The sequence below is a fragment of the Neobacillus sp. SuZ13 genome, from assembly GCF_030123365.1.
Classification (GTDB): Bacteria; Bacillota; Bacilli; order Bacillales; family Cytobacillaceae; genus Neobacillus.
This window is the reverse complement of sequence record NZ_CP126107.1, coordinates 2,994,472-3,014,736: the sequence shown is the minus strand read 5'-3', so window position 1 is coordinate 3,014,736 and position 20,265 is coordinate 2,994,472. Positions and strand designations below refer to the sequence as shown.

25 protein-coding genes, 2 tRNA genes and 2 other RNA genes are annotated in these 20,265 nt (G+C 36.9%); 8 read left to right on the top strand and 21 right to left on the bottom strand.

Annotated features, from left to right (window positions below; all coding sequences use genetic code 11):
- Positions 1-28 precede the first annotated feature (28 nt).
- Entirely contained in the window at positions 29-328 is a 300-nt protein-coding gene (locus QNH17_RS14755) for an MTH1187 family thiamine-binding protein (RefSeq protein WP_283879365.1), read from the top strand.
- A gap of 278 nt (positions 329-606) precedes the next feature.
- Here the strand turns inward: QNH17_RS14755 and pssA are convergent, their stop codons facing one another.
- The 7 genes from pssA to QNH17_RS14720 all read right to left on the bottom strand — a co-directional run bounded on the left by pssA (position 607) and on the right by QNH17_RS14720 (position 6,819).
- Entirely contained in the window at positions 607-1,104 is a 498-nt protein-coding gene (gene pssA, locus QNH17_RS14750; RefSeq protein WP_481858602.1) for a CDP-diacylglycerol--serine O-phosphatidyltransferase, read from the bottom strand.
- A gap of 627 nt (positions 1,105-1,731) precedes the next feature.
- Positions 1,732-2,391, bottom strand: a complete 660-nt coding sequence (gene phoU, locus QNH17_RS14745; RefSeq protein WP_283879363.1) for a phosphate signaling complex protein PhoU — start codon at positions 2,389-2,391, stop codon at positions 1,732-1,734.
- A gap of 14 nt (positions 2,392-2,405) precedes the next feature.
- Positions 2,406-3,179, bottom strand: a complete 774-nt coding sequence (gene pstB / locus QNH17_RS14740) for a phosphate ABC transporter ATP-binding protein PstB (protein WP_283879362.1) — start codon at positions 3,177-3,179, stop codon at positions 2,406-2,408.
- 14 nt (positions 3,180-3,193) lie between these two features.
- Positions 3,194-4,000, bottom strand: a complete 807-nt coding sequence (gene pstB / locus QNH17_RS14735; protein ID WP_283879512.1) for a phosphate ABC transporter ATP-binding protein PstB — start codon at positions 3,998-4,000, stop codon at positions 3,194-3,196.
- Between the two features lie 31 nt (positions 4,001-4,031).
- Complete coding sequence (gene pstA / locus QNH17_RS14730; protein ID WP_283879361.1) at positions 4,032-4,919, bottom strand: phosphate ABC transporter permease PstA; 888 nt, start codon at positions 4,917-4,919, stop codon at positions 4,032-4,034.
- Positions 4,916-5,839, bottom strand: coding sequence for a phosphate ABC transporter permease subunit PstC (pstC, locus tag QNH17_RS14725; RefSeq protein ID WP_283879360.1), 924 nt, complete (start codon positions 5,837-5,839; stop codon positions 4,916-4,918). The genes pstA and pstC overlap by 4 nt, the downstream gene beginning before the upstream one ends.
- A gap of 74 nt (positions 5,840-5,913) precedes the next feature.
- The gene (locus QNH17_RS14720) at positions 5,914-6,819 is read right to left on the bottom strand and encodes a phosphate ABC transporter substrate-binding protein (protein WP_283879359.1); all 906 of its coding nucleotides are present in this window, start codon (positions 6,817-6,819) and stop codon (positions 5,914-5,916) included.
- 166 nt (positions 6,820-6,985) lie between these two features.
- Between QNH17_RS14720 and QNH17_RS14715 the strand changes: the two genes are divergently transcribed.
- From QNH17_RS14715 to QNH17_RS14695, 5 genes are all read left to right on the top strand, one after another.
- On the top strand, positions 6,986-7,198 hold the full coding sequence (locus QNH17_RS14715) for a hypothetical protein (protein WP_283879358.1): 213 nt from the start codon (positions 6,986-6,988) through the stop codon (positions 7,196-7,198).
- 326 nt (positions 7,199-7,524) lie between these two features.
- On the top strand, positions 7,525-7,818 hold the full coding sequence (locus tag QNH17_RS14710) for an ArsR/SmtB family transcription factor (protein WP_144553496.1): 294 nt from the start codon (positions 7,525-7,527) through the stop codon (positions 7,816-7,818).
- A gap of 70 nt (positions 7,819-7,888) precedes the next feature.
- On the top strand, positions 7,889-8,083 hold the full coding sequence (locus QNH17_RS14705) for a hypothetical protein (protein ID WP_283879357.1): 195 nt from the start codon (positions 7,889-7,891) through the stop codon (positions 8,081-8,083).
- A gap of 51 nt (positions 8,084-8,134) precedes the next feature.
- Entirely contained in the window at positions 8,135-8,617 is a 483-nt protein-coding gene (locus QNH17_RS14700; protein ID WP_283879356.1) for an ArsI/CadI family heavy metal resistance metalloenzyme, read from the top strand.
- Positions 8,618-8,683: 66 nt separating this feature from the next.
- Positions 8,684-8,884, top strand: coding sequence for a hypothetical protein (locus tag QNH17_RS14695; RefSeq protein WP_283879355.1), 201 nt, complete (start codon positions 8,684-8,686; stop codon positions 8,882-8,884).
- Positions 8,885-9,292: 408 nt separating this feature from the next.
- Here QNH17_RS14695 and arsC read toward each other — a convergent pair whose 3' ends face one another.
- From arsC to QNH17_RS14665, 6 genes are all read right to left on the bottom strand, one after another.
- Complete coding sequence (arsC, locus tag QNH17_RS14690) at positions 9,293-9,712, bottom strand: arsenate reductase (thioredoxin) (RefSeq protein ID WP_283879354.1); 420 nt, start codon at positions 9,710-9,712, stop codon at positions 9,293-9,295.
- Between the two features lie 11 nt (positions 9,713-9,723).
- A complete protein-coding gene (locus QNH17_RS14685; RefSeq protein ID WP_283879353.1) occupies positions 9,724-10,365 on the bottom strand; it encodes an MIP/aquaporin family protein in 642 nt (213 codons plus the stop codon).
- A gap of 30 nt (positions 10,366-10,395) precedes the next feature.
- Complete coding sequence (locus QNH17_RS14680) at positions 10,396-10,743, bottom strand: ArsR/SmtB family transcription factor (protein ID WP_283879352.1); 348 nt, start codon at positions 10,741-10,743, stop codon at positions 10,396-10,398.
- Positions 10,744-11,033: 290 nt separating this feature from the next.
- On the bottom strand, positions 11,034-11,510 hold the full coding sequence (locus tag QNH17_RS14675) for a hypothetical protein (protein WP_283879351.1): 477 nt from the start codon (positions 11,508-11,510) through the stop codon (positions 11,034-11,036).
- Between the two features lie 39 nt (positions 11,511-11,549).
- Complete coding sequence (gene ppsA / locus QNH17_RS14670; protein ID WP_283879350.1) at positions 11,550-14,150, bottom strand: phosphoenolpyruvate synthase; 2,601 nt, start codon at positions 14,148-14,150, stop codon at positions 11,550-11,552.
- Between the two features lie 652 nt (positions 14,151-14,802).
- On the bottom strand, positions 14,803-15,252 hold the full coding sequence (locus tag QNH17_RS14665; protein WP_283879349.1) for a DUF421 domain-containing protein: 450 nt from the start codon (positions 15,250-15,252) through the stop codon (positions 14,803-14,805).
- A gap of 396 nt (positions 15,253-15,648) precedes the next feature.
- On the opposite strand from QNH17_RS14665, the gene QNH17_RS14660 reads away from it, so the two are divergent.
- A complete protein-coding gene (locus tag QNH17_RS14660) occupies positions 15,649-16,083 on the top strand; it encodes a CBS domain-containing protein (protein ID WP_283879348.1) in 435 nt (144 codons plus the stop codon).
- A gap of 95 nt (positions 16,084-16,178) precedes the next feature.
- Here the strand turns inward: QNH17_RS14660 and QNH17_RS14655 are convergent, their stop codons facing one another.
- On the bottom strand, positions 16,179-16,322 hold the full coding sequence (locus QNH17_RS14655; protein ID WP_283879347.1) for a helix-turn-helix domain-containing protein: 144 nt from the start codon (positions 16,320-16,322) through the stop codon (positions 16,179-16,181).
- Between the two features lie 176 nt (positions 16,323-16,498).
- On the opposite strand from QNH17_RS14655, the gene QNH17_RS14650 reads away from it, so the two are divergent.
- Positions 16,499-16,948, top strand: coding sequence for a hypothetical protein (locus QNH17_RS14650; protein WP_349632578.1), 450 nt, complete (start codon positions 16,499-16,501; stop codon positions 16,946-16,948).
- A 325-nt stretch (positions 16,949-17,273) separates the two neighbouring features.
- Here QNH17_RS14650 and QNH17_RS30040 read toward each other — a convergent pair whose 3' ends face one another.
- The 7 genes from QNH17_RS30040 to QNH17_RS14620 form a co-directional block, all read right to left on the bottom strand.
- The gene (locus QNH17_RS30040) at positions 17,274-17,354 is read right to left on the bottom strand and encodes a putative holin-like toxin (protein ID WP_481858625.1); all 81 of its coding nucleotides are present in this window, start codon (positions 17,352-17,354) and stop codon (positions 17,274-17,276) included.
- 848 nt (positions 17,355-18,202) lie between these two features.
- Entirely contained in the window at positions 18,203-18,718 is a 516-nt protein-coding gene (locus tag QNH17_RS14645) for a YkvA family protein (RefSeq protein WP_283879346.1), read from the bottom strand.
- Positions 18,719-19,361: 643 nt separating this feature from the next.
- Positions 19,362-19,445: signal recognition particle sRNA small type (ffs, locus tag QNH17_RS14640), an RNA gene on the bottom strand.
- Positions 19,445-19,516 (bottom strand) — tRNA-Lys (locus QNH17_RS14635). Before QNH17_RS14635 ends, ffs begins: the two co-directional genes overlap by 1 nt.
- A gap of 18 nt (positions 19,517-19,534) precedes the next feature.
- Positions 19,535-19,898, bottom strand: a transfer-messenger RNA (tmRNA) gene (gene ssrA / locus QNH17_RS14630).
- Between the two features lie 9 nt (positions 19,899-19,907).
- Positions 19,908-19,998 (bottom strand) — tRNA-Ser (locus tag QNH17_RS14625).
- A 113-nt stretch (positions 19,999-20,111) separates the two neighbouring features.
- Complete coding sequence (locus QNH17_RS14620) at positions 20,112-20,240, bottom strand: hypothetical protein (protein WP_283879345.1); 129 nt, start codon at positions 20,238-20,240, stop codon at positions 20,112-20,114.
- Positions 20,241-20,265 lie beyond the last annotated feature (25 nt).

Here is a 20,265-nt window from a genome sequence, read left to right as displayed (position 1 = left end):
CTGGAAAAATAACAAAGGAGTGTCAATAATGCCGTTATTAGAAATTAGTATTGTTCCAGTTGGAACAGATTCTCCAAGTTTCAGTTCACAGGTAACCGATGAAATACGGGTCATTGAGGAAAAAGATTTAAAGTATGAGGTGACACCAACATCAACCGTTTTAGAAGGCGACATCAACGATTTATGGGAAGCGGCCAAAGAAATGCACCAAAAAGCACTCGAAGTGGGTCCGGAACGAATCGTTACCAATATTAATATTGACCATCGTACGGATAAACAAATGGATATGGATCAGCAAATTGAAAAGGTTGAGAAACATTTGGGTTAGGATATCGCCTTCCAAGCGGAACCATATATGTGTGCATATAAATGAAATACTACAACTATGGGTTGTTTTGATCGATTAGTTCAAAAGGAAATTTAATAAGTAATCAGGCCTCTACGATATTGGCGTAGAGGCCTTTTTTCTAAATACAGGCTCGCTCCAATATCAAAGAAATGCACCTGTATAAGCAGGTATGATGAATTTTCGAAAAGGCATGGCTAAAAACAAAAAAGCTATCCCCTTTTTGCAAAAAGGGGATAGCTTTTTCACATGAATCTAAATTAAAGTTTTTTTACTCTAATTGGGCTCACCATTAAAACAGCAAGAATGATGGTAATCCATGCATTACTATAAGAAAAGAACCCCATTGCAGCAAGTGGTAACCCTGCCGCTGGAATAGGCAATCCCCTAAAATACCCTATGGTTGGTTTGACATTAAACTTGGCTAATCTTAACGCACCCAATATGGGGAAAAGGATAAATGCCAAAGAGGTTAAAATGGACGGTGCAGCAATGGTATGAAATAGCAGCGCAGGAGCAACACCAAAACTAACAATATCCGCTAAGGAATCCAATTGTACACCTAATTCACTGTTAACTTTCAATCCTCTTGCAATCCTTCCGTCAAGAAGATCAAAAATAGCTGAAATGAAAATTAAAATCGAGGCTACTTGTAAAAATCCACTCATATTACTCGTAATGGAAAGAACCCCGCACAATAAATTTCCCATTGTAAATAAATTGGGCACCGCTTTTGCTACTTGACTGAACAAGGTCATCCCTCCTTACGTTAACAATTTCACCAATTTAAATAGGATTTATATATATATCCTTCCGTTAATTCTTTAAACCACATTTTACATTTTATTGAAAAATTAATGTTTAATTAGGGGGATTATACAGGTTTATTTTATATCATTAACTTGCCCAATTTGATTGATATACCATTCTTGATTTCACTACAAAAAACGATAAAATTATTTGGGTTAAGGTATCAGCTAATAACATTTAAAAGGTCTGGAGGAAACATCCAAGCATTCTTTAAATACGTTTATGACACTTAGAGCTCTTTTTAAACAATCTCTTATATGTCGCCTTTTATTGTCAACTTATTTTCAATCGTCTTTTTCTTGCTCAATAAATGTGCTTTACAAAAAATAAAATATTATTTTAAAAACGTGTTTGTCCATCACAAATTAATACAAGCTATCATAAAATAAAGTACTCCTTATAGTAAACATTTACACATCAAGCGTCATTTCGACGCTTTTTTTGTGTTTATAACCCTGTTATGTTGCTCTTTGTGTCAAATACGAACTTAAAGACCTGTTCTTGTAAGTAATCTGTGAACACAAAAAAGGCTTCCATACCTCTTGTATTGTACAGGAGCCCCCTTGTTTATTGAGTTAAGCGTTCAAATCATAACGTTGGCCTGTTACAAGGTAAATGACATGTTCCGCTATGTTAGTAGAATGATCAGCAAGCCTTTCAATGTAGCGGCATACGAAAGCTAACTGTGTAATTTGATTGGTATGATCGGGAGAATTCTGTATATACCCCATAAGTTCCTTAACCAATTTTCCATACATTTCATCTACCTTGTCATCCTTCTGTGCACATTTTCTTGCAAGATCTACATCCTCGTCTAGGAATGCCTTTAAAGAATCACCTAACATTTCTAAAGCAAGATCCATCATCTTGGGGATATCAACTATTTCCTTAATATGTTTTTCTTTGCCAATATGTATAGTTGATTTTGCAATGTTTACGGCATTATCGGCAATTCGTTCCACTTCGGAGGAAATTTTTAAAGCAACTACGATTCTTCTAAGGTCCTTTGCTACAGGGGATTCCTTTGCAATTAAAGTAATGGCTTTATTGTTAATTTCATGTTCTAAATCATCAATCACTGCATCATTAGTAAGGATTTCATTGGCTTTATCCAAGTCTTGATTAATAAGTGAATGGATACTATCTTTTATCGCGTTTTCCGATTTTCGGGCCATTTCCATCAACATATCTTTTAGTTCTTTTAAATTATTATCGAAATTCATTCTTGTAATCATAATTTTTCACTCCTTTAACCAAATCTTCCCGTAATATATCCTTCCGTACGTTCATCCCTTGGGTTGGAGAATATCCTTGAAGTGTCGTCCAGCTCAATTAACTCCCCCATCAAAAAGAAGGCTGTTTTATCCGAAACCCTGGAGGCTTGCTGCATGTTGTGTGTCACTATAACAATCGTATATTTTTCTTTTAGTCCTAAGATTAATTCCTCAATTTTTAACGTTGAGATTGGGTCCAGGGCAGATGTTGGTTCGTCCATTAACAAAACATCCGGTTTTGTAGCCAGGGCCCTCGCTATGCACAACCGCTGCTGTTGTCCTCCAGAGAGTCCTAGAGCAGGAGCACCTAAACGGTCCTTTACTTCATCCCATAAGGCAACATCCATCAATGATTTCGTAACAACCTCTTCAAGATGAGTTCTTTTTTTGATTCCATGGATTCTTGGGCCATAAGCTACATTATCAAATATCGATTGCGGAAAAGGATTTCCTTTTTGAAATACCATCCCCACGTTTTTCCGCAGTTCGACCAGGTCGATTTTATCATTTAATATATTTTGACCATTATAATTAATTTCCCCAGTCATCCTTACCTTTGGGACATAATTAATCATTAAGTTCAACGTTTTAATAAAAGTCGATTTTCCGCACCCGGAAGGACCAATAATAGCGGTTACTTCTTTTTTGTTAATGGGAAAATTTATTTTCTTTAAAGCCTGATGCTCTCCATAATATAGATCTAAATCATTTATTTGAAAAACCTGTCTATGCACAGATATATCGGACATCGTACGCCCTCCTTTTATCCGAACCTTCCTGAAATATATTCTTCTGTCTTTGTTTGCGAAGGGTTGGTAAAGATTTTTTCTGTTAAATCATATTCAATCAAATCACCGCTAAGGAAGAATGCTGTTTTATCCGATACACGAGAGGCTTGCTGCATATTATGTGTGACGATAATAATGGAATAGTCCTTTTTTAAATCCACGATCAAATCCTCAACCTTTGCATTAGAAATAGGATCAAGTGCAGAGGAAGGTTCGTCGAGAAGCATTACAGTTGGTTTCATTGCTATCGTCCTGGCAATGCAGAGACGCTGCTGCTGTCCTCCCGAAAGTGCTAGGGCTGATTTATGAAGACGGTCCTTTACCTCTTCCCACAATGCAGCCTTCCGCAAACTTTCTTCAACAATATCATCAAGGTCACTTTTCTTTCGGATTCCTGTAAACTTTAATGCATGCGTAAGATTTTGGTAAATAGATTTGGGAAACGGATTTGGCTTTTGAAAGACCATCCCTATTTCTTTACGTAAAGCGACAACATTAATTTGCTCTGATAAAATATTAAGGTCCTCATAAACAATTTCCCCTTCAGCCCTTGCACCAGGAATTAAATCGTTCATCCTGTTTATGCTTCGCAGGAAAGTCGATTTTCCGCAGCCGGATGGTCCGATAAGTGCAGTTACTGAGTTTTTTTCAATATCTAATGAAATCCCATTAACCGCCCGTTTTTCTCCGTAGAAAATTTCTAAGTTTTTGACTTGCAAAATATTCGTTTGCTTGCCATTCCCTTTGCTTTGTTCCACATTCGTTTCAACCGCTCGTTCCATAGTAGCTGTATCCAAGATTACCACCTGCTTTTTATTTAGTTGCTGTAATTTTCCGGTGTATCAAACTGCCAATCCATCTTGCCAATAAATTAAAGATTAAAACGGAAATGACTAAGACAGCTGACGAACCGCTGGACACCTCTTCGACATCTGGAATTAAACCTTGAGTATTGACAGACCAAATATGAACTGCCAAAGTTTCCGCCGGCCGAAAAATATTTAATGGTGATCTTTCTGAAAATGGATTCCAGATTCCATAATCAAGCCTTGGTGTAGATAATCCTGCTGTAAATAAAAGAGCAGCCGCTTCCCCAAACACCCGGCCGGAAGCAAGGATAATCCCTGTCAATATAGTTGGAAATGCACTTGGTAATATTACTGTTTTAATCGTATGCCAATGAGTGATCCCCAAAGCAAGGCTCGCCTCTTTTAATTCACGAGGAACAGTTCGGATTGCGTCCTCACTAACTCGAACTATAACGGGTAAATTGAATACTGTAAGGGCGAGAGCACCGCCTAATATGGTATAGCCCCATCCAGTAAGGTTAACAAACATTAATAAACCAAACATACCGATAACGATTGAAGGGAGAGATGCCAAAACTTCCACACAAGAACGAATGAAATCTGTCACCTTGCCGGGTTTTGAATACTCTGCCATATAAATTCCTCCGCCTACTCCTAGCGGTACAGCAATCAACATGGTAATAAACAGGATATAAAACGAATTGAATAATTGATCACGGATTCCTCCCCCACCTCTAACATTGCTTGATGGTGTGGTTAGGAAACCAAGGGAGATGTTTTTTAGCCCGTTGACTAAAATATAGTAAAACAAACCAACAAGTATCGAAATAATAATGAACGCTATTAAATAGAAGATAAAAGACGCAATTCGATCAGCAGACTTGGCATTCAATTCATTTTCCTCCTTGCAGATAGATAACGGATAAAGAGGATAAATGCAAACGACATGATTAATAAAATTAATCCCATCGACCAGAGAGTGTTATTTTCTACACTCCCGTATGTTGTATGACCCATGTTCAACGTAATAATGGTTGTTAAGGTAGCAGAAGCCTCTAACAAACTTGATGGTAATGTCTTCACATTCCCAATGACCATCTGAACAGCCAACGCTTCCCCAAACGCTCTCGCCATACCAAGTACAATAGCAGTGAGCAGCGAAGGCAATGCTGCAGGAATCAACACTTTCCTAATCGTTTGCCAACGGGTTGCTCCTAATGCATAAGAACCTTCTCTTAACGGTTTTGGCAAGGAACTCATTGCATCTGTGGCAATGCTTGTTACGGTTGGTAATATCATAATGGAAAGCACAATCGTCCCGGAAAGCAGACTAAATCCAAGTCCTCCAATATGTTCCCGGATAAATGGAACTAAAACGGTAAGCCCGATGAAACCATACACAACTGAAGGAATTCCGACAAGTAATTCAATGACCGGCTGCAGAACCTTTTTCCCCCAAGACTGGGCAATTTCTGTCATAAAAATGGCGCCGCCAATCCCTAATGGTGCTGCCACAAGTGCCGATAAAAAGGTAACAGCAAAGGAACCAAAAATAAAAGGTAACGTTCCATACTTCGGATTAGCTTTGTTAGTAGGGTCCCAGGTCTTACTGGTTAAGAACTCAACTAAATTGACACCATTCTTAATAAAGGATTGCAGCCCTTTTGTAGTTAAAAAAATAGTAATGGCAATAGTTGCGGAAATCATGATCACCGCACATAAAAGAACAAGGACTTTTCCTCTGAATTCCCCGCCCGCTCTATCTTTAGGTGATTTTAGTAGTCTTTCTTTTGCCGGAAGCAGTTTTTCCATAATGCACAAACACCCCTGAATTACGTTATAAGGGTAAATGTGTTAGTACATTTACCCTGTTTCCACCTAGGATCTCATTTTTTATTTGTTTGATTCCCTTTAGCGTCACGTTCCACCTGCATTTTTGTGACGGGTAGATACCCTTGATCTTTTAATAAGGTATTTTGAACGTCGTCTGACATTAAATAGTCCAAGAAACCTTTCGCTGCCCCACTTGGTTCACCTTTTGTATAAGAATGTTCATAGGCCCAAATAGGAAATTTACCGGTTTGTACATTTTCATCAGTAGCTTCCACCCCATCAATTGACAACGGCGTTACCTTATCATCAGTGAAATAAGAGAAGGCTAAGTAACCAACAGCACCTGCGGTTTCATTAACGATTTTTTTAACCGTATTTGAGGAATCCTCGGTAATACCTTCTGCTGGTGTTGCTCCATCTAGCCCGAACTTGTTAAATACGGCACGAGTACCGGAAGCATCAGGGCGATTAACTAAGACGATTTTCTGATCTTTTCCGCCTACGTCTTTCCAGTTAGTAATTTTCCCAGTAAATACTTTAATCAGATTTTCTTTTGAAATGTCTTTAATACCGACTCCAGGATTGACTGCAGCAGTAATCCCAACAACGGCTACTTTATGATCGACTAATTGATCTGCAGGGATCCCTTCCTTTTCTTCTGCAAATACATCTGAGTTACCAATTTGAACGGATCCTTCCGCAACCTGTGATAAGCCTGTACCAGATCCTCCGGCATTAACTTGAATATCCACATCCGGATTGTTCGCCATAAATTCTTCCGCTGCAGCTGCAACCAGTGGCTGCATGGCAGATGATCCTGAAACAACTAAAGAACCAGATACTCCTTTTTCTCCTTTGTCAGCAGTGCCTCCACCCTTATTCTTATCATTGCCTCCACCGCAAGCAGCGGAGAAAACTATTAATGCTAAAATAGTCATCCATAAGCTAATTTTTTTCATAGTCACCATTCTCCCTAAAGAAATTTTAATATCGTTTTTAGAATGTCTTCCAGAGTTTTTTTTATTAATATTATTTGCTAAAAAATCGCGTGTATGAATTGTTTATAAACAACAAAATTAATAAGAGATAGTATGAGCACAAAAAATGATTAAGCGAGGGATCGATGTGTTAAAAGAAAGCGAAACAAATAATGCTACCACGCAGGCAAATCAGGCTATGAATAAAAGTTTTCAAGATTATAGTGAGAGAATGTCTTCCCAGCCTAATTCTGATACAGAAATGGCCAATCAAGAAATTCAGAAACAATTTTATCAAAATGAAGATGATAATCTTCTGCCTTTTCATGTGGATATCAACAATCCTCCTGTAAAAAAATAAAAAAGGTAAAATCCCATCTGTTAGCCAGATGGGATTTTATGATTTGGATTTTACTTGCAATTTGGGTTGGTAAATTTTTATTCGGTATACTTCATTGAACATAATTAGTAAATAACATGAAGAAATATGCTTCTTAGCATGTCCCTTCTTCAATTAACCAGCCAGTTAGGACAATAAGAAAACGCGATCAAATTTTTTTGATTAATTTATTGACACAAGAAAATATTGGATATAATATGAATACATCAAGATTATTTGATGAAAGAAAAGATGGTGAGAATATGAAAGAAGAATCGAAATTAAACATCGAAATTCAAGACGTATCGATGGACCGAATGTTCGAACAATATGAACAAAAGTTTAAAGCCCTTGCAGACAAAAAAAGACTTCAGATCATGAATCTTTTAACCAAAAACGGCAGCATGTGCGTATGTGACTTATCTCCCTTGATAGATATGGCTCAATCAAAGTTGTCCTACCATTTAAAGATTTTATTGGATGCCAACCTAATCAAGAAAGAAACAAAAGGAACATGGAGTTATTACGAGCTGAACCAGGAAGAATTAAACAATTTATTGTCTCATGAGCTTTGCTGTATTTTCAAGCCAACCCACTGCTAATTTTTTTCGGATTAATATCAATTTTTTTTGATTAATACATCAATAAAAATTGATTAAGGAGGAACTCAGGATGTTTTTTAATGAATATGAATTCCATAAAATGATAAAACTGCGCCAGGAAGAAACGGAAAGAAAAGCCCACAATGCTTGGAAATACCAGGACGTTCCGAAGGAAACATTCCTACAAAATTTGGTCAAAAAATGGATCAATCGCGAGAAATTAATAACGGTACAACAAAATGGCGGATGCGCTTGCGAGTGCTAAGAATGGAGTCTCATTATTTACTTTATATAAAACAATCTGGAGGGAATCAAATTGAAGTATGCACATGTTGGTCTTAATGTTACAAACCTAGAGAAATCGATCGAGTTTTACAGCAAACTATTTGGGGCTAAACCCGTGAAGGTAAAGCCTGATTATGCGAAGTTCTTGCTTGAAACACCAGGATTGAATTTCACCCTTAATCTTCAGGATGAAGTAAGTGGAAATCAGGTGGGACATTTCGGTTTTCAAGTACAAAGTACAGAAGAAGTTATCGCACATAAGAACAGGCTTGCAGATAACGGCATCCTTTCCCAATACGACGAAATAAACACAACCTGTTGTTATGCTCTTCAAGACAAATTCTGGATCCATGACCCAGATGGAAATGAGTGGGAGTTTTTCTACACAAAAGCAAGTGTAGGTATCAACAATGAAAATGCTTCTACATGTTGTGTCCCTCAAGCAAATGTTGAAAACGTCGAGTGTTGTTCTACTACTGCTCCAAATAAAAATGTATCTAATTGCTGTTCTTAAAGTTCATTTCATTTTACTAAGGGTCTCACCCTCGGTTGAGATCCTTTTTATATAAGGGGGATGATTATGACTGTGAATCATGCAGGTACATTAAAGAAGGAGTATTTTTTATCTTATCTAAACCTAATTAGAATATCGAGAAATTGTACCTTAGACCAGGCTAAAGAGATTGCCATAGAGCTATTTTTTCATGGCAACACAGACGAATACGGTTTTCAGACGTATCAACGTTTTTTAGATGCATATCACGAACTGGCATTAAAATAAAAAAGACCATAAAGGTCTTTTTTTAACAGCATCTTCCCGTATTACCGATCATTGAAATCCCATGACCATTTCCGCTGCGATCAAGGATAAGATCTTCCGTGTTCGGTTCAATTATAGGGTCGATTGCTACTTTTATGTCATTTATAGTGACGATAATATCGTCTGCTTCCGGCTCATCCAGAGCCAGTCCAATCCTTGGCTGCCCTCAGCCAAAGCCGTCAAAAAAGATACGAATGTTTTTAGCATTCTCTTCATTGAACATTTTTTTGAACTCATCACGAGCTTCGTCAGTGATTTTCATGTCCATTCCCTCCTCTAGCATTGCCTATTTATTTTAATCCACTGCTTTAAAATAAAGTAATAAACTTGCTTGATAATTAATGTCAGGAGAATGACTACTTAATCATCTTACTCCCCAGTTTCAGCAAAACGCTTAATGCGATTCCCGATTTCATCTCGGACACGTTGGAAGAATGCCCATTTTTCTTCTTCAGTTCCCTCTGCCTTTGCAGGGTCATCAAATCCCCAGTGTACTCGTTTTACTTGTGGAGGAGTTACTGGGCAATGATCTGCTGCATGTCCGCATAACGTAACAACCAAATCAGCATTGTTTAGAATTTCAGGGTCGATAACATCGGATGTTTGTTTAGATATATCAATACCAGCTTCCTTCATCGCTTTTACGGCATTTGGGTTTAATCCGTGCGCCTCAATGCCAGCACTTTTCACTTCCCACTCACTACCTAAATGCAATTTAGCCCAACCTTCTGCCATTTGGCTTCTGCATGAATTACCAGTACATAAGAAATAGATTGTTTTTTTAGTCATGATGTTCTCCTTTATTTTTCGTGTAGTATTTTATAAATAATTGCTGCACACCCTGCTCCTAAAATCGTTGCCACTATATACACCCATAAATGTTGAGTGGTACCTGATACAATTGCTGGACCAATAGACCTTGCAGGATTCATGGAGGCACCACAAATTGGACCTGCAAACATTGCTTCTAATCCCACCGTAGCACCGATTGCAATTCCTGCAAAGGATTTTACCGCTTTTCCATGAACAGCAGAGCCAAAAATAACCATCATCAAGAAAAAAGTAAGAATAAATTCTAATATAAACGATTGTTCCCATGAACCTCTTGGTAAGGTGGTTCCAAGTGTTGCAACATTTCCAAATAAACACAACAAGGTTGCACTGGCTACAATGCCTGCAACGATTTGAATAATGATATAATAAAGTGCTTCCTTTTTATTTATATCTCCGTGGATTAAAAATCCAACAGTGACAGCAGGATTAAAATGTGCACCAGAGAGGTGACTAAACGTAAAAATTAATGCCATAACAACAAGCCCAAATGTAAGGGCGACACCTACATGAGTTAAACTCTTTGTAAGATGATCAATTACAACAGCACCCGTCCCAGCAAATATAAGAAAATAGGTTCCTAAAAATTCGCTGATTAATTTTTTTTTCATTTTGATATTTCCCCTTGAAGTTTCAATTACTTAACCACCACAACGAAGCGTAGGGCTGCTTGTTTCAATCAGTTTTATTTTCTCTGTCTGAACAGGTACATGTTCTAAAATATTTTCGATAAGTCCGTAAAAATCACTGTGCGAATTCAAGGAATAATAAATCCATTGACCTTTTCGCTCTTCTTTAACTATTCCTAAATCCTTTAACTTCCGCAGATGCTGGCTAATGGACGGCTGGGTCATATCAAACACTTCTTGAAATTCACACACACAGCACTCCCTGTGTTTTAGCATCGCGACCATGGTCAGCCTAGTTTTATCTCCTAATAACTTTAAACCATTAGCAACCCGTTCTAACTGGATTGATGAATTTAACATATTTTTGTTTCCTCCACACATATTAACATATAGCTATTTACTTATGTATCGTATATCAAGAGTACCTTATCTTCAAGTTATATTATGTTAAGTTATTGTAAACAAAGAGATAACCAGAAATAAGTTATCTTATAATCTTTCCATCTCCATAACAATCAATTTCGCCCGTCAACTTTCCTTGGTTTTGAAATACTCCCACCGGTAAGTTCATAAAAAAAGCTGCCATTATGGCAGCTTAATCTGTAAATCTTGCACCCTCTTGTTGGAGAAGAAATATATAATTTTTATTTTTATTTTGGCAAATTCTTTTTTTCTTCCCAAGCTTGCATCAAGTTTTTGTGATATTCCTTTGGTTTTTCAATCAATATCCAATCTATTGAATGTGCAGTTTTTGGCATCCATTTCTTATGGCGAATTCTTATTTTTTCGTGATTTGTGTAGTGAGGGTAAATTACAGTAGACTTTGAAAAACTGGATGCACTATTTTTAAAAAACTGAATATCCTCAATTTCATCCCAATAAACCTTATTTCCGTTTAAGTCCACTACAATTCCCTCAGCATCCCAATAAAATTCTTTGCCTTCATTTCTTTTACGCCAAAGGTAAATCGAAGATCCTATCGTGAAAAAAGAACAAGTGAACAACATAATTGACACAATCGGGGCAGCACTAAAAGCCAAGATGCACAATATTCCTAAAAATATCCCAGCAACCATAAAAACTAAAATTAATAACACTGATATTCTGTACATTCTTGCTTGTTCCAAAAAAATAACAACACCTTTGAAATATTTAATTTATAGCAATTACACTATTTCGATATACCCTTCTGTCCCATGCACGCGAATTCGTTGCCCGTCTTTTATCAGTTCGGTAGCATTTTCTACTCCAACAACGGCCGGTAACCCATATTCACGTGCGATCACGGCTCCATGAGTCATTAGTCCACCAACTTCGGTGACTAAGCCTTTTACAGATACAAACAATGGTGTCCAGCTTGGGTCAGTATAGGAAGTGACTAATATATCTCCCTCTTCTAGATTAGCATCTTCCATGTTTAAGATAACACGCGCCCGTCCCTCGATCACGCCGGAAGAAACAGGCAGACCTGCAATCGCTTCGGCTGGGAGATTTTCTCGTTTGTACGCACCTGAGAGAGTTTCACCATCAGATGTGATCACACGCGGAGTAGCCAGTTTTTCATATAATTTGTAATCGGCTTTCTGTTTGTTAATAATCTGGTAATCCAGTTTATTTGTGCGTACCGCCTCGCGGAATTCTTCAAATGTGAGATAGTAGATATCCTCTTTTTCATGAATAATGCCCGAATTCACGAGTTGTTCGGCTTCTTTCAGTAATGCCTGCTTATAAACAAAGTAGCGATTGATCATTCCATACTTTGGATATTCACGATACCCGATAAAATTCCGGATTCGATCAATCATTCGTTTTGTTTCTTTGGCCTTTTGTTCACCATCCGGTAATTGTTTCAATCGGTCTAATAACTCTTTTTCCTTTTCCAAAGCAACACGAAGTCCTTGCTCGAATTTCCGCTTGCCAGCATTAGGCTCAAAGTTTTTGATGTTACCAAGAATCAAAGGGACAAGTATTATTGGTTTTTCGCTCCAACGTGTTCTCGTCATATCAATTTCACCGGCACATCGCATTCCGTATTTGTTAAGAAAAGCATTGAAAGCGTCTTGGGTTTCCCTTCCTCCTTCAAACTGTTCCAGTTCATCCAAAAAGTTTTCATCTTTTACATGTTGTAAATAATCAATTACCTCTGGATAAGGACGAATCACATCTGCGACATCCAATAGTGCCAGACCCATTTCCGAAGTAATATTATTTGGTGCAGATTGAGAAAGCGTGTCTGCTACGTTTTTTTCATCTAACCACTCATTCATTTTTTCATTGATCCAGGTTGAAGCATTCATAGCAGCCATAAATGTCGCTGTACTTTGTGGGTCAAATAAAATCTTCTTTAATTCCTTTATATCTTCCAGAATAAAATCAAATAAATCCGATCCAGATTTCGATTGAATGTTTTGTTTTAACTCTTCGATCGATGTTTGATTTTTCTTAATCAACTCAGAAACAATGGAGGGATTGTTTTCGATTTGTGCCAGCATATCCGTATTGTCTCTCAAGGGCCTCGGTGCTTCATGATCATTTGGTAATAATTTTATAAAATCTCCACGCTCAACGATGTTCATAATGGCGTCCTTCATGAGTGGATCGTGTTGGCCCATCATATTTAAAAACATGTTCCTGCTGACAGGTGAAGCCAATTGACGAGCGATATCAACAAACAACCTTCCACCAGCTTTACGCATCGGTGCATTAGTTGTTAATAGGAAAAAAGACAATCCCAATGGTTTTATGGGGTCGGTCATCATTTGTTGATGACCGACAGAGATATAGACATGATTTTCCTGATCGTTTGCTTCAGGGATCGGGAAAAGTGTAGTGATTGGCCGGCTCTGGACAATATAGAATGTATCATCTGCCAAACACCATTCGATGTCTTGTGGGCAGCCAAAATGAGCTTCAATCTGTCTTCCAATCCGAGCTAATTGCAAAATTTGTTCCTCAGTAAGTGTTTGCGTCTTTTGCTGATCAAGAGCGATCTCATGTGTCTCTGTTCCGCCTTCTTTTCGTCCATAGATAGCCAATTTTTTTGTTGCTATCCTCTTACCTACGATTTGATCTTCCTGTACTTTGTAACAATCGGCAGAGACCATGCCAGAGACTAGCGCCTCTCCAAGCCCAAAACTGGCATCGATTGATAGCAGCTTGCGGCTTCCAGTAAGCGGATCAGCAGTAAATAAAATCCCTGAAGCCTGTGGGAAAACCATCCTTTGAACGATCACGGATAAATAAACTTGTCTGTGGTCAAATCCATTTTGTATTCGGTAAATAACCGCTCGATCCGTAAATAGTGAAGCCCAACATTTTCTGATATGCTCCAAGATGGCTTCTTTTCCGATGATATTTAAATAGGTGTCTTGTTGTCCAGCAAAAGAGGCATGTGGCAAATCTTCCGCAGTCGCACTCGAACGAACGGCATAAGCATGTTCATTGCCGTACATGGAGAGATAGTCAGCAACTGATGTCACCACATCAGAAGGAATTTCAGCTTCCATTATCATTTGCCGAATCTTGCTGCTGATATATCCAATTTGATTCCGGTCCTCTACTTTTAGCATCGTTAGTTGATTCAACAATGCTTGAAATGTTTCGTTATGTTCGATGGCTTTTTGATATCCCACGGTTGTAACGCAAAATCCTTCTGGTACTTGTATTCCTTGAATTTTTGATAATTCCCCTAAATTCAACCCTTTTCCACCAACGAGCATAAGCTGTGTTTTTTCCATTTCCTGAAAACCGAAAACCACTGAAGCCATTCTATCCCTCCAACAATATCATTAAAGTTTCTATTGAATTTTAGCAGTTGTAAATGGGAATAAACAGTCTATATTTGCCATTTTTTAAATGGTATAATTAAATTAGAAAGAGTTAAAGAAAAAAGCCCGTCGCAGCGAACTTCAACTTCAACTTTAACTTTTGTAATTTTGTTTTCAAACATATTCAAAAGCGGTTTTCTTTCCAATATTGTTCCGATATCAATAGTGCATCTAAGCGTACAAAAGAAGTGACCGGAATCGGTCACTTCTTTTTGAATTTATGTAAGAAGTTAATCTTGCTTGATGCTGTCTCTATTACTTTGAATCCTTCTACATTCTCGCCATCGGCGTAAGGGTATACGTTCCATATAGAACATCCGCACCTGAGGCCCATGTTTACATAAACTAAACTGATCTGTTTGTTCAACAAACTAAAAAGATCGCCGAAGCGACCTTTATCTTTAACTCCTGCTCACCTTAGTTGAAGAACAATGCTTTAGTATGAGTTGTCCTAACGACAAAAAAAGGTAGCTTATTTAATGTACCTGAGGCAAATTGTCCACAATTTTTCCCTCGTCATATGCTTCTTGAAATAATGGTGGAGTTTTCGCTTCAGACTGGGTTTGTGATGAGGGACGAATACCATTTTAAGCTAATATATCCAAAATTTTTTGAATATCTTCTTTAGTTGAAGGTACTTTGTTTGGCTTAAGGGTAGTCGATATCTACCATTGGACTTTAATATCGCCAATTCTACATCTTCGACATTTCCTATGTTTTTTAGGCGAAGTGAACCTTGTAGCTCATCTGTCGTTAGTCTGGCTTTTTTAAGCTCTTCTAATTTCATCTTTCCATCATTAATTAGTACTGATGGGACTCCAATAATAAACTTTCTGGATTTTGGTATCCATATTTGTATTTTCGCTAATATTACAATTCCTATAATAAGCAAAGTTCCAGCATATATTGCTTCCCATTCATTTTTTAATGCTAAAGGTTGGATTAGTACAGCACCAATCGAAATCCTTAACACTGCTTCCGAAACTGTCGTTTCTGCAAGCGATCTCTTTCCTGCGATATGCAAAAGCATAATTACAGCCAAAAAAATTAACAATGCCTTAAATATTTAAGGTAAGGTAGGTAGATCGTCGAAAAAATCCATCATTTCTCTCATTCTTTTTAATTTTTTGTTATTATTTGTTAAATACATACCTAATATGTAGATAGCTTTAAAAACTAGATAATAACAAAAAATTTAAATATAGGTATTTTTTAGAGTAAGAATAAGTGCGAATAACCTAGTTTCTACTAAAACTAACCTACACCTTAGTTGAAAAAGAAAGCTGCCATTTCTGGCACTCGGATCTTCAACTCTTGCACCCTTTAGTTGAACATTTTAATAAAAAACTATACAGCTTATATTTGAAAAAAATTACCATTAATAATATCACCAAAGTACCCTATCCTATAAAGGATAAATTTAATTGGAGGTAGTGTCATGGCACAATTAAGAGATATAATGACATCAAATATTGTTACAGTTAACGAAACACAGACCGTACAGGAAGCAGCAGCGTTAATGAGCGAATATAATATTGGAGCTATCCCAGTTGTAAATAACAGCAGACAAATGGTTGGAATTGTAACGGATCGTGATATTACCCTTCGTACGACAGCACAAGGAGAAAATGCACAAACACCAGTATCTCAAGTCATGACTGCACAGCAAATCGTACAAGGTACACCTGATATGGATGTTCATCAAGCAGCAAATTTGATGGCACAGCAGCAAATTCGCCGATTGCCGGTAATCGAGAATGGACAAATAGTAGGAATGGTTGCTTTAGGTGATTTAGCGGTACAAAATCAATATGCAAACGAAGCGGAACAGGCATTACAAAGTATTTCAACTCCTTCCGCACCTCAACAATAAGTAAAGGACTTTTAATTAGCGCACAGACCCAGAAATTGGTCTGTGCCACCATTTTTTATATGATAAATCTTCCCCCTCCTCTTCTAATGTCAATTTCACTCCCACACGAGAACAATAAAGTAGTTTAATCGACAATTAACCATTTGGCTGATAGCTGATTGTGAATATCCGAGTGCTTCTGCTGCTTTGGTAAAGCTGTTAGGCTCAATAATTTTTTGAAATGCAATATATCTATTCATTGGTCTTACCTCCACTTTTTTTGGCCTGGTAGGAACTTCTTAAGAATTACCTTTTTTAAGTCGATGGACCGGAAGTGCAAAAAGTTAATCAACAAAACGACACGAATAACGTCTATAGGTACATAGTCGGATTTACTTTCCACAATGATTTCTTAAAAATAAAAAGGAGAGGTTTTTTGAAAGGTTGTGTCGAAAAGATGCTTTATATAAGAGATATTGAGAGAATTATAGAAAATACATTGGAAGAGCACAAAATAACGATTGATTATGTATTTAACAATACCCTGCCGGCACCGATGAGTTTTAACGTTTCTACTAATACCCTTAAGTTTAATTATTTACAAATTAATGGATACATAGCGAATATTAACTTTAAAATTAAAGCGACAGATGAAGACTGCGTCAAACTTATTCTCTATCGTCAGCTCGGTTATCATTTAGTCTTCAAGAACAACAAACATGATTTACGGGTGTTAAAGTATTTTGAGGATGATGAAAAAGCAGAATTTCTAGCAAAAATAGAAAACAATGCCTGGGATCTTGGCAGAACGTTGGTACCTGAAAGATTAGTGAATTCCTATGATCAAATTCGTGAAATTGATAAAACGCTGCTAAAAGTGCATTGATTTAAAATAACTGGATATGAGGTTCACTTTATGGAAAACGCTCACTATTGTAGATAGTGGGCGTTCGTGTTTATGATTATCTTTGGATATTTAATATTTTTTAATATTCTATCCATGTTACTTTCATATCTTTCTCTTCTGGACTGTTGTATGTTATTGAAAAATTTGCGATTGTATAGAAATGAGTTATAATAAAATTAATAATGAATAAATTAAAAAAGACCAGACATGCAGCAACATGTCCGGTCCAGCAATAGACGGTTCCCACATAGGGGATCAGCTAATTGGTGTGATAATCCACCCGAGCCGTTAACTCAAGGGTGGATTATTTTTGTTTAAATGACAGTATGGCTACGATTAAACTAGCAAAAGCAATCGCAATCATTAAAGCTTCAAAAACTGTCATTCAGCATCACCCCCTGTCTGCTAGGAGTAAGCCGACCACCCTTGTGAAATCCTATTCTATTCCATTTATAGTTTATCATATTTAAAATCAAAATAGAACGAATGTTCTCTTCTTACTTACCGGTTAATTAATTGAATAAATTCTTCTTCATTTAAAATTTTATAGTTTTTACCTTATTAATTAAGAATTGTGTTTTTCATATTGGTGTACTCTTTTGGAATATGAATTTGTTAGTGTTTTTTATCTTAATTAGAATCAAAATAAGAATTAAACAACTTCCAAGTGTCAAATCTCAAATTTAAAACTGGTGAGCAAGAAGGACGAAAATACTTTTGATTATACTCAGTTATATCAAATTGATTTCGATGTAACACATTCATCACCCCTGAATTAGTTTAATGGGTGCGTGATGGATATGTGAAACTCAATATTTCTCAAAAATTCTCTTTTTTCCCTAAAGAATGCTTTAACCCATATTAATGTTGAGGTGTTGTATATCATGTTCAACATGACCTCGAAATGCTAAACACTTACCTCTCATTTATGGTAAAATTAAGTTCCTTGGCAGGGGCATTAATAAAAAAGCGAAGTAAAAAAGCCTAAATCCTCTTTTATTTTCACCGAGGATTTAGGCTTTTGGTATTCCGCTATCACGCCGTTTGTGGAATATCATTTTCATTTAAATAATATATTTGTACTGTGCAACAAATGAATTTGTTTTGCAGCTTATTAGTGATTCGTCTAATTCTCCATGTATTTAAACTCCAATAAAACGTTAAAGTTCTTACCACAAATCCAAAAAAATAAAGTCTGTTTCCAAAAACTTTGGAAACAGACTCATAATATCATTATCTACCTAGTTTATTATCAATCTCAGTTGTATCTATATTATTGCCAAATAAATCTCTTAGTTTATTTTTGGCCTGCATTTTAATTTCATCATCCACATATAAAGCTACTTGAATTAAAGCGAATATTACAACACTTAAGTCGTCAGTATATCCTACACCAACTGCTAAGTCGGGTATAACATCTAGAGGTAAAATAAAGTAACCTAAAGCCCCAACAATGGTTGCTTTAACTTTTAATGGTACATCTGGCTTTTGGAGTGTGTAATAAAGTAATAGAACGGCGTAGACTACAGAAGTTCCAGCTCTTCTAGAAAATTTTTGAACCTTAGTCCAAAACTTTTCCTCAGAGAAATACTCTTCGTGTTGGTTTATATCTTCAGCATTCAGTTTTTCTGCTTCATCTTTTAATTCAGCAACTAGTTCTTCTTCAATATCAAATTCGTCGACTTCATCAATATTAGATGAGGATAATTCGTCTAGATCTGTTTTCCTCTTAAATAGATTTTTTAACATAAAAATCACTCCAAGAATTAGTAAATTTCAAATACATTTTACACCACAATTATCCATTTATCATCATTTAATTTAAAACACTAGTACTTTAATTACTAAGTTGAAGTTGCTTACATTTTGCCTTTTCCTCTACTAACCTTTATAGATTAGGTTATATACTTCTCCGATGAAATACTCTTGGTCTTAAAAACAAAAATGAGTAGATACATTCCTACTTATGCTTATTAACTTTTTTGTTTCTGTTTGTTTTGGAATTCCATATATCGTTTAAGTGTAAGGCCATTTTTACTGCGTAGTATAAGTCTACTACGTAATACAAGGGTTAATCTGGAACGTTTGCAGAAAACTGATCTAATAGAAAATCAATTTTTTATAACATTTTGATACTCAAAACTATGGTTTTTTATCTTTTATCACCAGATGGATTGCAGTAGTTAACAGTCTGTCATTCTTTGTTGCATTCTTTGTCATTCGGTGGTAAAAATTATGTCAGATGTGGTACATTTCAATGGCCGTAATCATTGACAAATAAATGCAAGTCGATCATCAACCAGTTTGTCAAATTACACCAAATTGTTAGAACGAAAAAAACGCTAAACCCCATATTAAAATGGAGTTTAGCGTTTTGAGCTTTTTTAGGTCTATGTAATAGCCCACACAATTTCACTAGTTATGGCTGCTGCGTTCCCGCCCTGACCAGTTTCCTAGTGTCTTTGTTGGACTAAACTCCGCAGGTAGGACTCGAACCTACGACCGATCGGTTAAACGCCAAATGGACTGCCACTTTACTACTGCGGTAAAAATTAGTTGTTGTTTTAGTGGAAATGACGGGAGTTGAACCCGTGTGCAAAGATCTTGGCACTTATACTTCTACGAGTGTAGTCAGTAGAATTAGGTTTCGCCCACTTCTTTTAGCCTACCGACAGGCATTGAGGCGGCTAGTCTGGTTATTCTCTTCCTTCATCCTCAGACGGTGGAATCCGGCGTAGTCCACTTGGAATGAGTCCCTTACCCTACCACATGGACGATGGAGGGAGGAACCGCTATCGTCTGTTATTAGGCAGCGAAGGCGAAGTTGTTGTTATGTTTGCCAGTTATAGGCTTTATCGTTTTAACGAGGCCGAATCCCTCGACTCGCAATATAAGCTCAAACAATCCCTGTCGATACCAAGACATCCCCATAATATAATGGCAGAGAAGAAGGGATTTGAACCCTCGCGCCGGTTACCCGACCTACACCCTTAGCAGGGGCGCCTCTTCAGCCTCTTGAGTACTTCTCTGTAATAAAAGTTTTGCGTCAGTTCCGTTAAGAACTTACAAGAACAATATATCATTGATTCAATTTGGAAGATAGCTGTAAAATTTGGTAGTTCAAAAGTCCCGATTTTACTGATTACCGAAATCCATTCAACATATTCCGATAGGTAACAGCTGCTGGCGGCACTGGTGGTGGAGGAATAAATGGAATTACTGTTGGTCTATACCAAGGATGATAGTGATGATAAAGAATGTAGTAATACATTAATATCCTCCTTTTATTAATAGTC

Bases quoted from the DNA above. Each gene is read 5' to 3' on its own strand.
- QNH17_RS14685 (WP_283879353.1), bottom strand. From the start codon at position 10,365: ATGAAAAAAAAATTAATCAGCGAATTTTTAGGAACCTATTTTCTTATA.
- QNH17_RS14655 (WP_283879347.1), bottom strand. From the start codon at position 16,322: ATGAATAGATATATTGCATTTCAAAAAATTATTGAGCCTAACAGCTTT.
- QNH17_RS14645 (WP_283879346.1), bottom strand. From the start codon at position 18,718: ATGTTAAAAAATCTATTTAAGAGGAAAACAGATCTAGACGAATTATCC.
- QNH17_RS14660 (WP_283879348.1), top strand. From the start codon at position 15,649: ATGGCACAATTAAGAGATATAATGACATCAAATATTGTTACAGTTAAC.
- phoU (WP_283879363.1), bottom strand. From the start codon at position 2,391: ATGATTACAAGAATGAATTTCGATAATAATTTAAAAGAACTAAAAGAT.
- pstB (WP_283879512.1), bottom strand. From the start codon at position 4,000: ATGGAACGAGCGGTTGAAACGAATGTGGAACAAAGCAAAGGGAATGGC.
- QNH17_RS30040 (WP_481858625.1), bottom strand. From the start codon at position 17,354: ATGACAGTTTTTGAAGCTTTAATGATTGCGATTGCTTTTGCTAGTTTA.
- pstC (WP_283879360.1), bottom strand. From the start codon at position 5,839: ATGGAAAAACTGCTTCCGGCAAAAGAAAGACTACTAAAATCACCTAAA.
- pstB (WP_283879362.1), bottom strand. From the start codon at position 3,179: ATGTCCGATATATCTGTGCATAGACAGGTTTTTCAAATAAATGATTTA.
- ppsA (WP_283879350.1), bottom strand. From the start codon at position 14,150: ATGGCTTCAGTGGTTTTCGGTTTTCAGGAAATGGAAAAAACACAGCTT.
- pssA (WP_481858602.1), bottom strand. From the start codon at position 1,104: ATGACCTTGTTCAGTCAAGTAGCAAAAGCGGTGCCCAATTTATTTACA.
- QNH17_RS14710 (WP_144553496.1), top strand. From the start codon at position 7,525: ATGGACCGAATGTTCGAACAATATGAACAAAAGTTTAAAGCCCTTGCA.
- QNH17_RS14620 (WP_283879345.1), bottom strand. From the start codon at position 20,240: ATGTATTACTACATTCTTTATCATCACTATCATCCTTGGTATAGACCA.
- QNH17_RS14680 (WP_283879352.1), bottom strand. From the start codon at position 10,743: ATGTTAAATTCATCAATCCAGTTAGAACGGGTTGCTAATGGTTTAAAG.
- arsC (WP_283879354.1), bottom strand. From the start codon at position 9,712: ATGACTAAAAAAACAATCTATTTCTTATGTACTGGTAATTCATGCAGA.
- QNH17_RS14695 (WP_283879355.1), top strand. From the start codon at position 8,684: ATGACTGTGAATCATGCAGGTACATTAAAGAAGGAGTATTTTTTATCT.
- QNH17_RS14705 (WP_283879357.1), top strand. From the start codon at position 7,889: ATGTTTTTTAATGAATATGAATTCCATAAAATGATAAAACTGCGCCAG.
- QNH17_RS14720 (WP_283879359.1), bottom strand. From the start codon at position 6,819: ATGAAAAAAATTAGCTTATGGATGACTATTTTAGCATTAATAGTTTTC.
- QNH17_RS14755 (WP_283879365.1), top strand. From the start codon at position 29: ATGCCGTTATTAGAAATTAGTATTGTTCCAGTTGGAACAGATTCTCCA.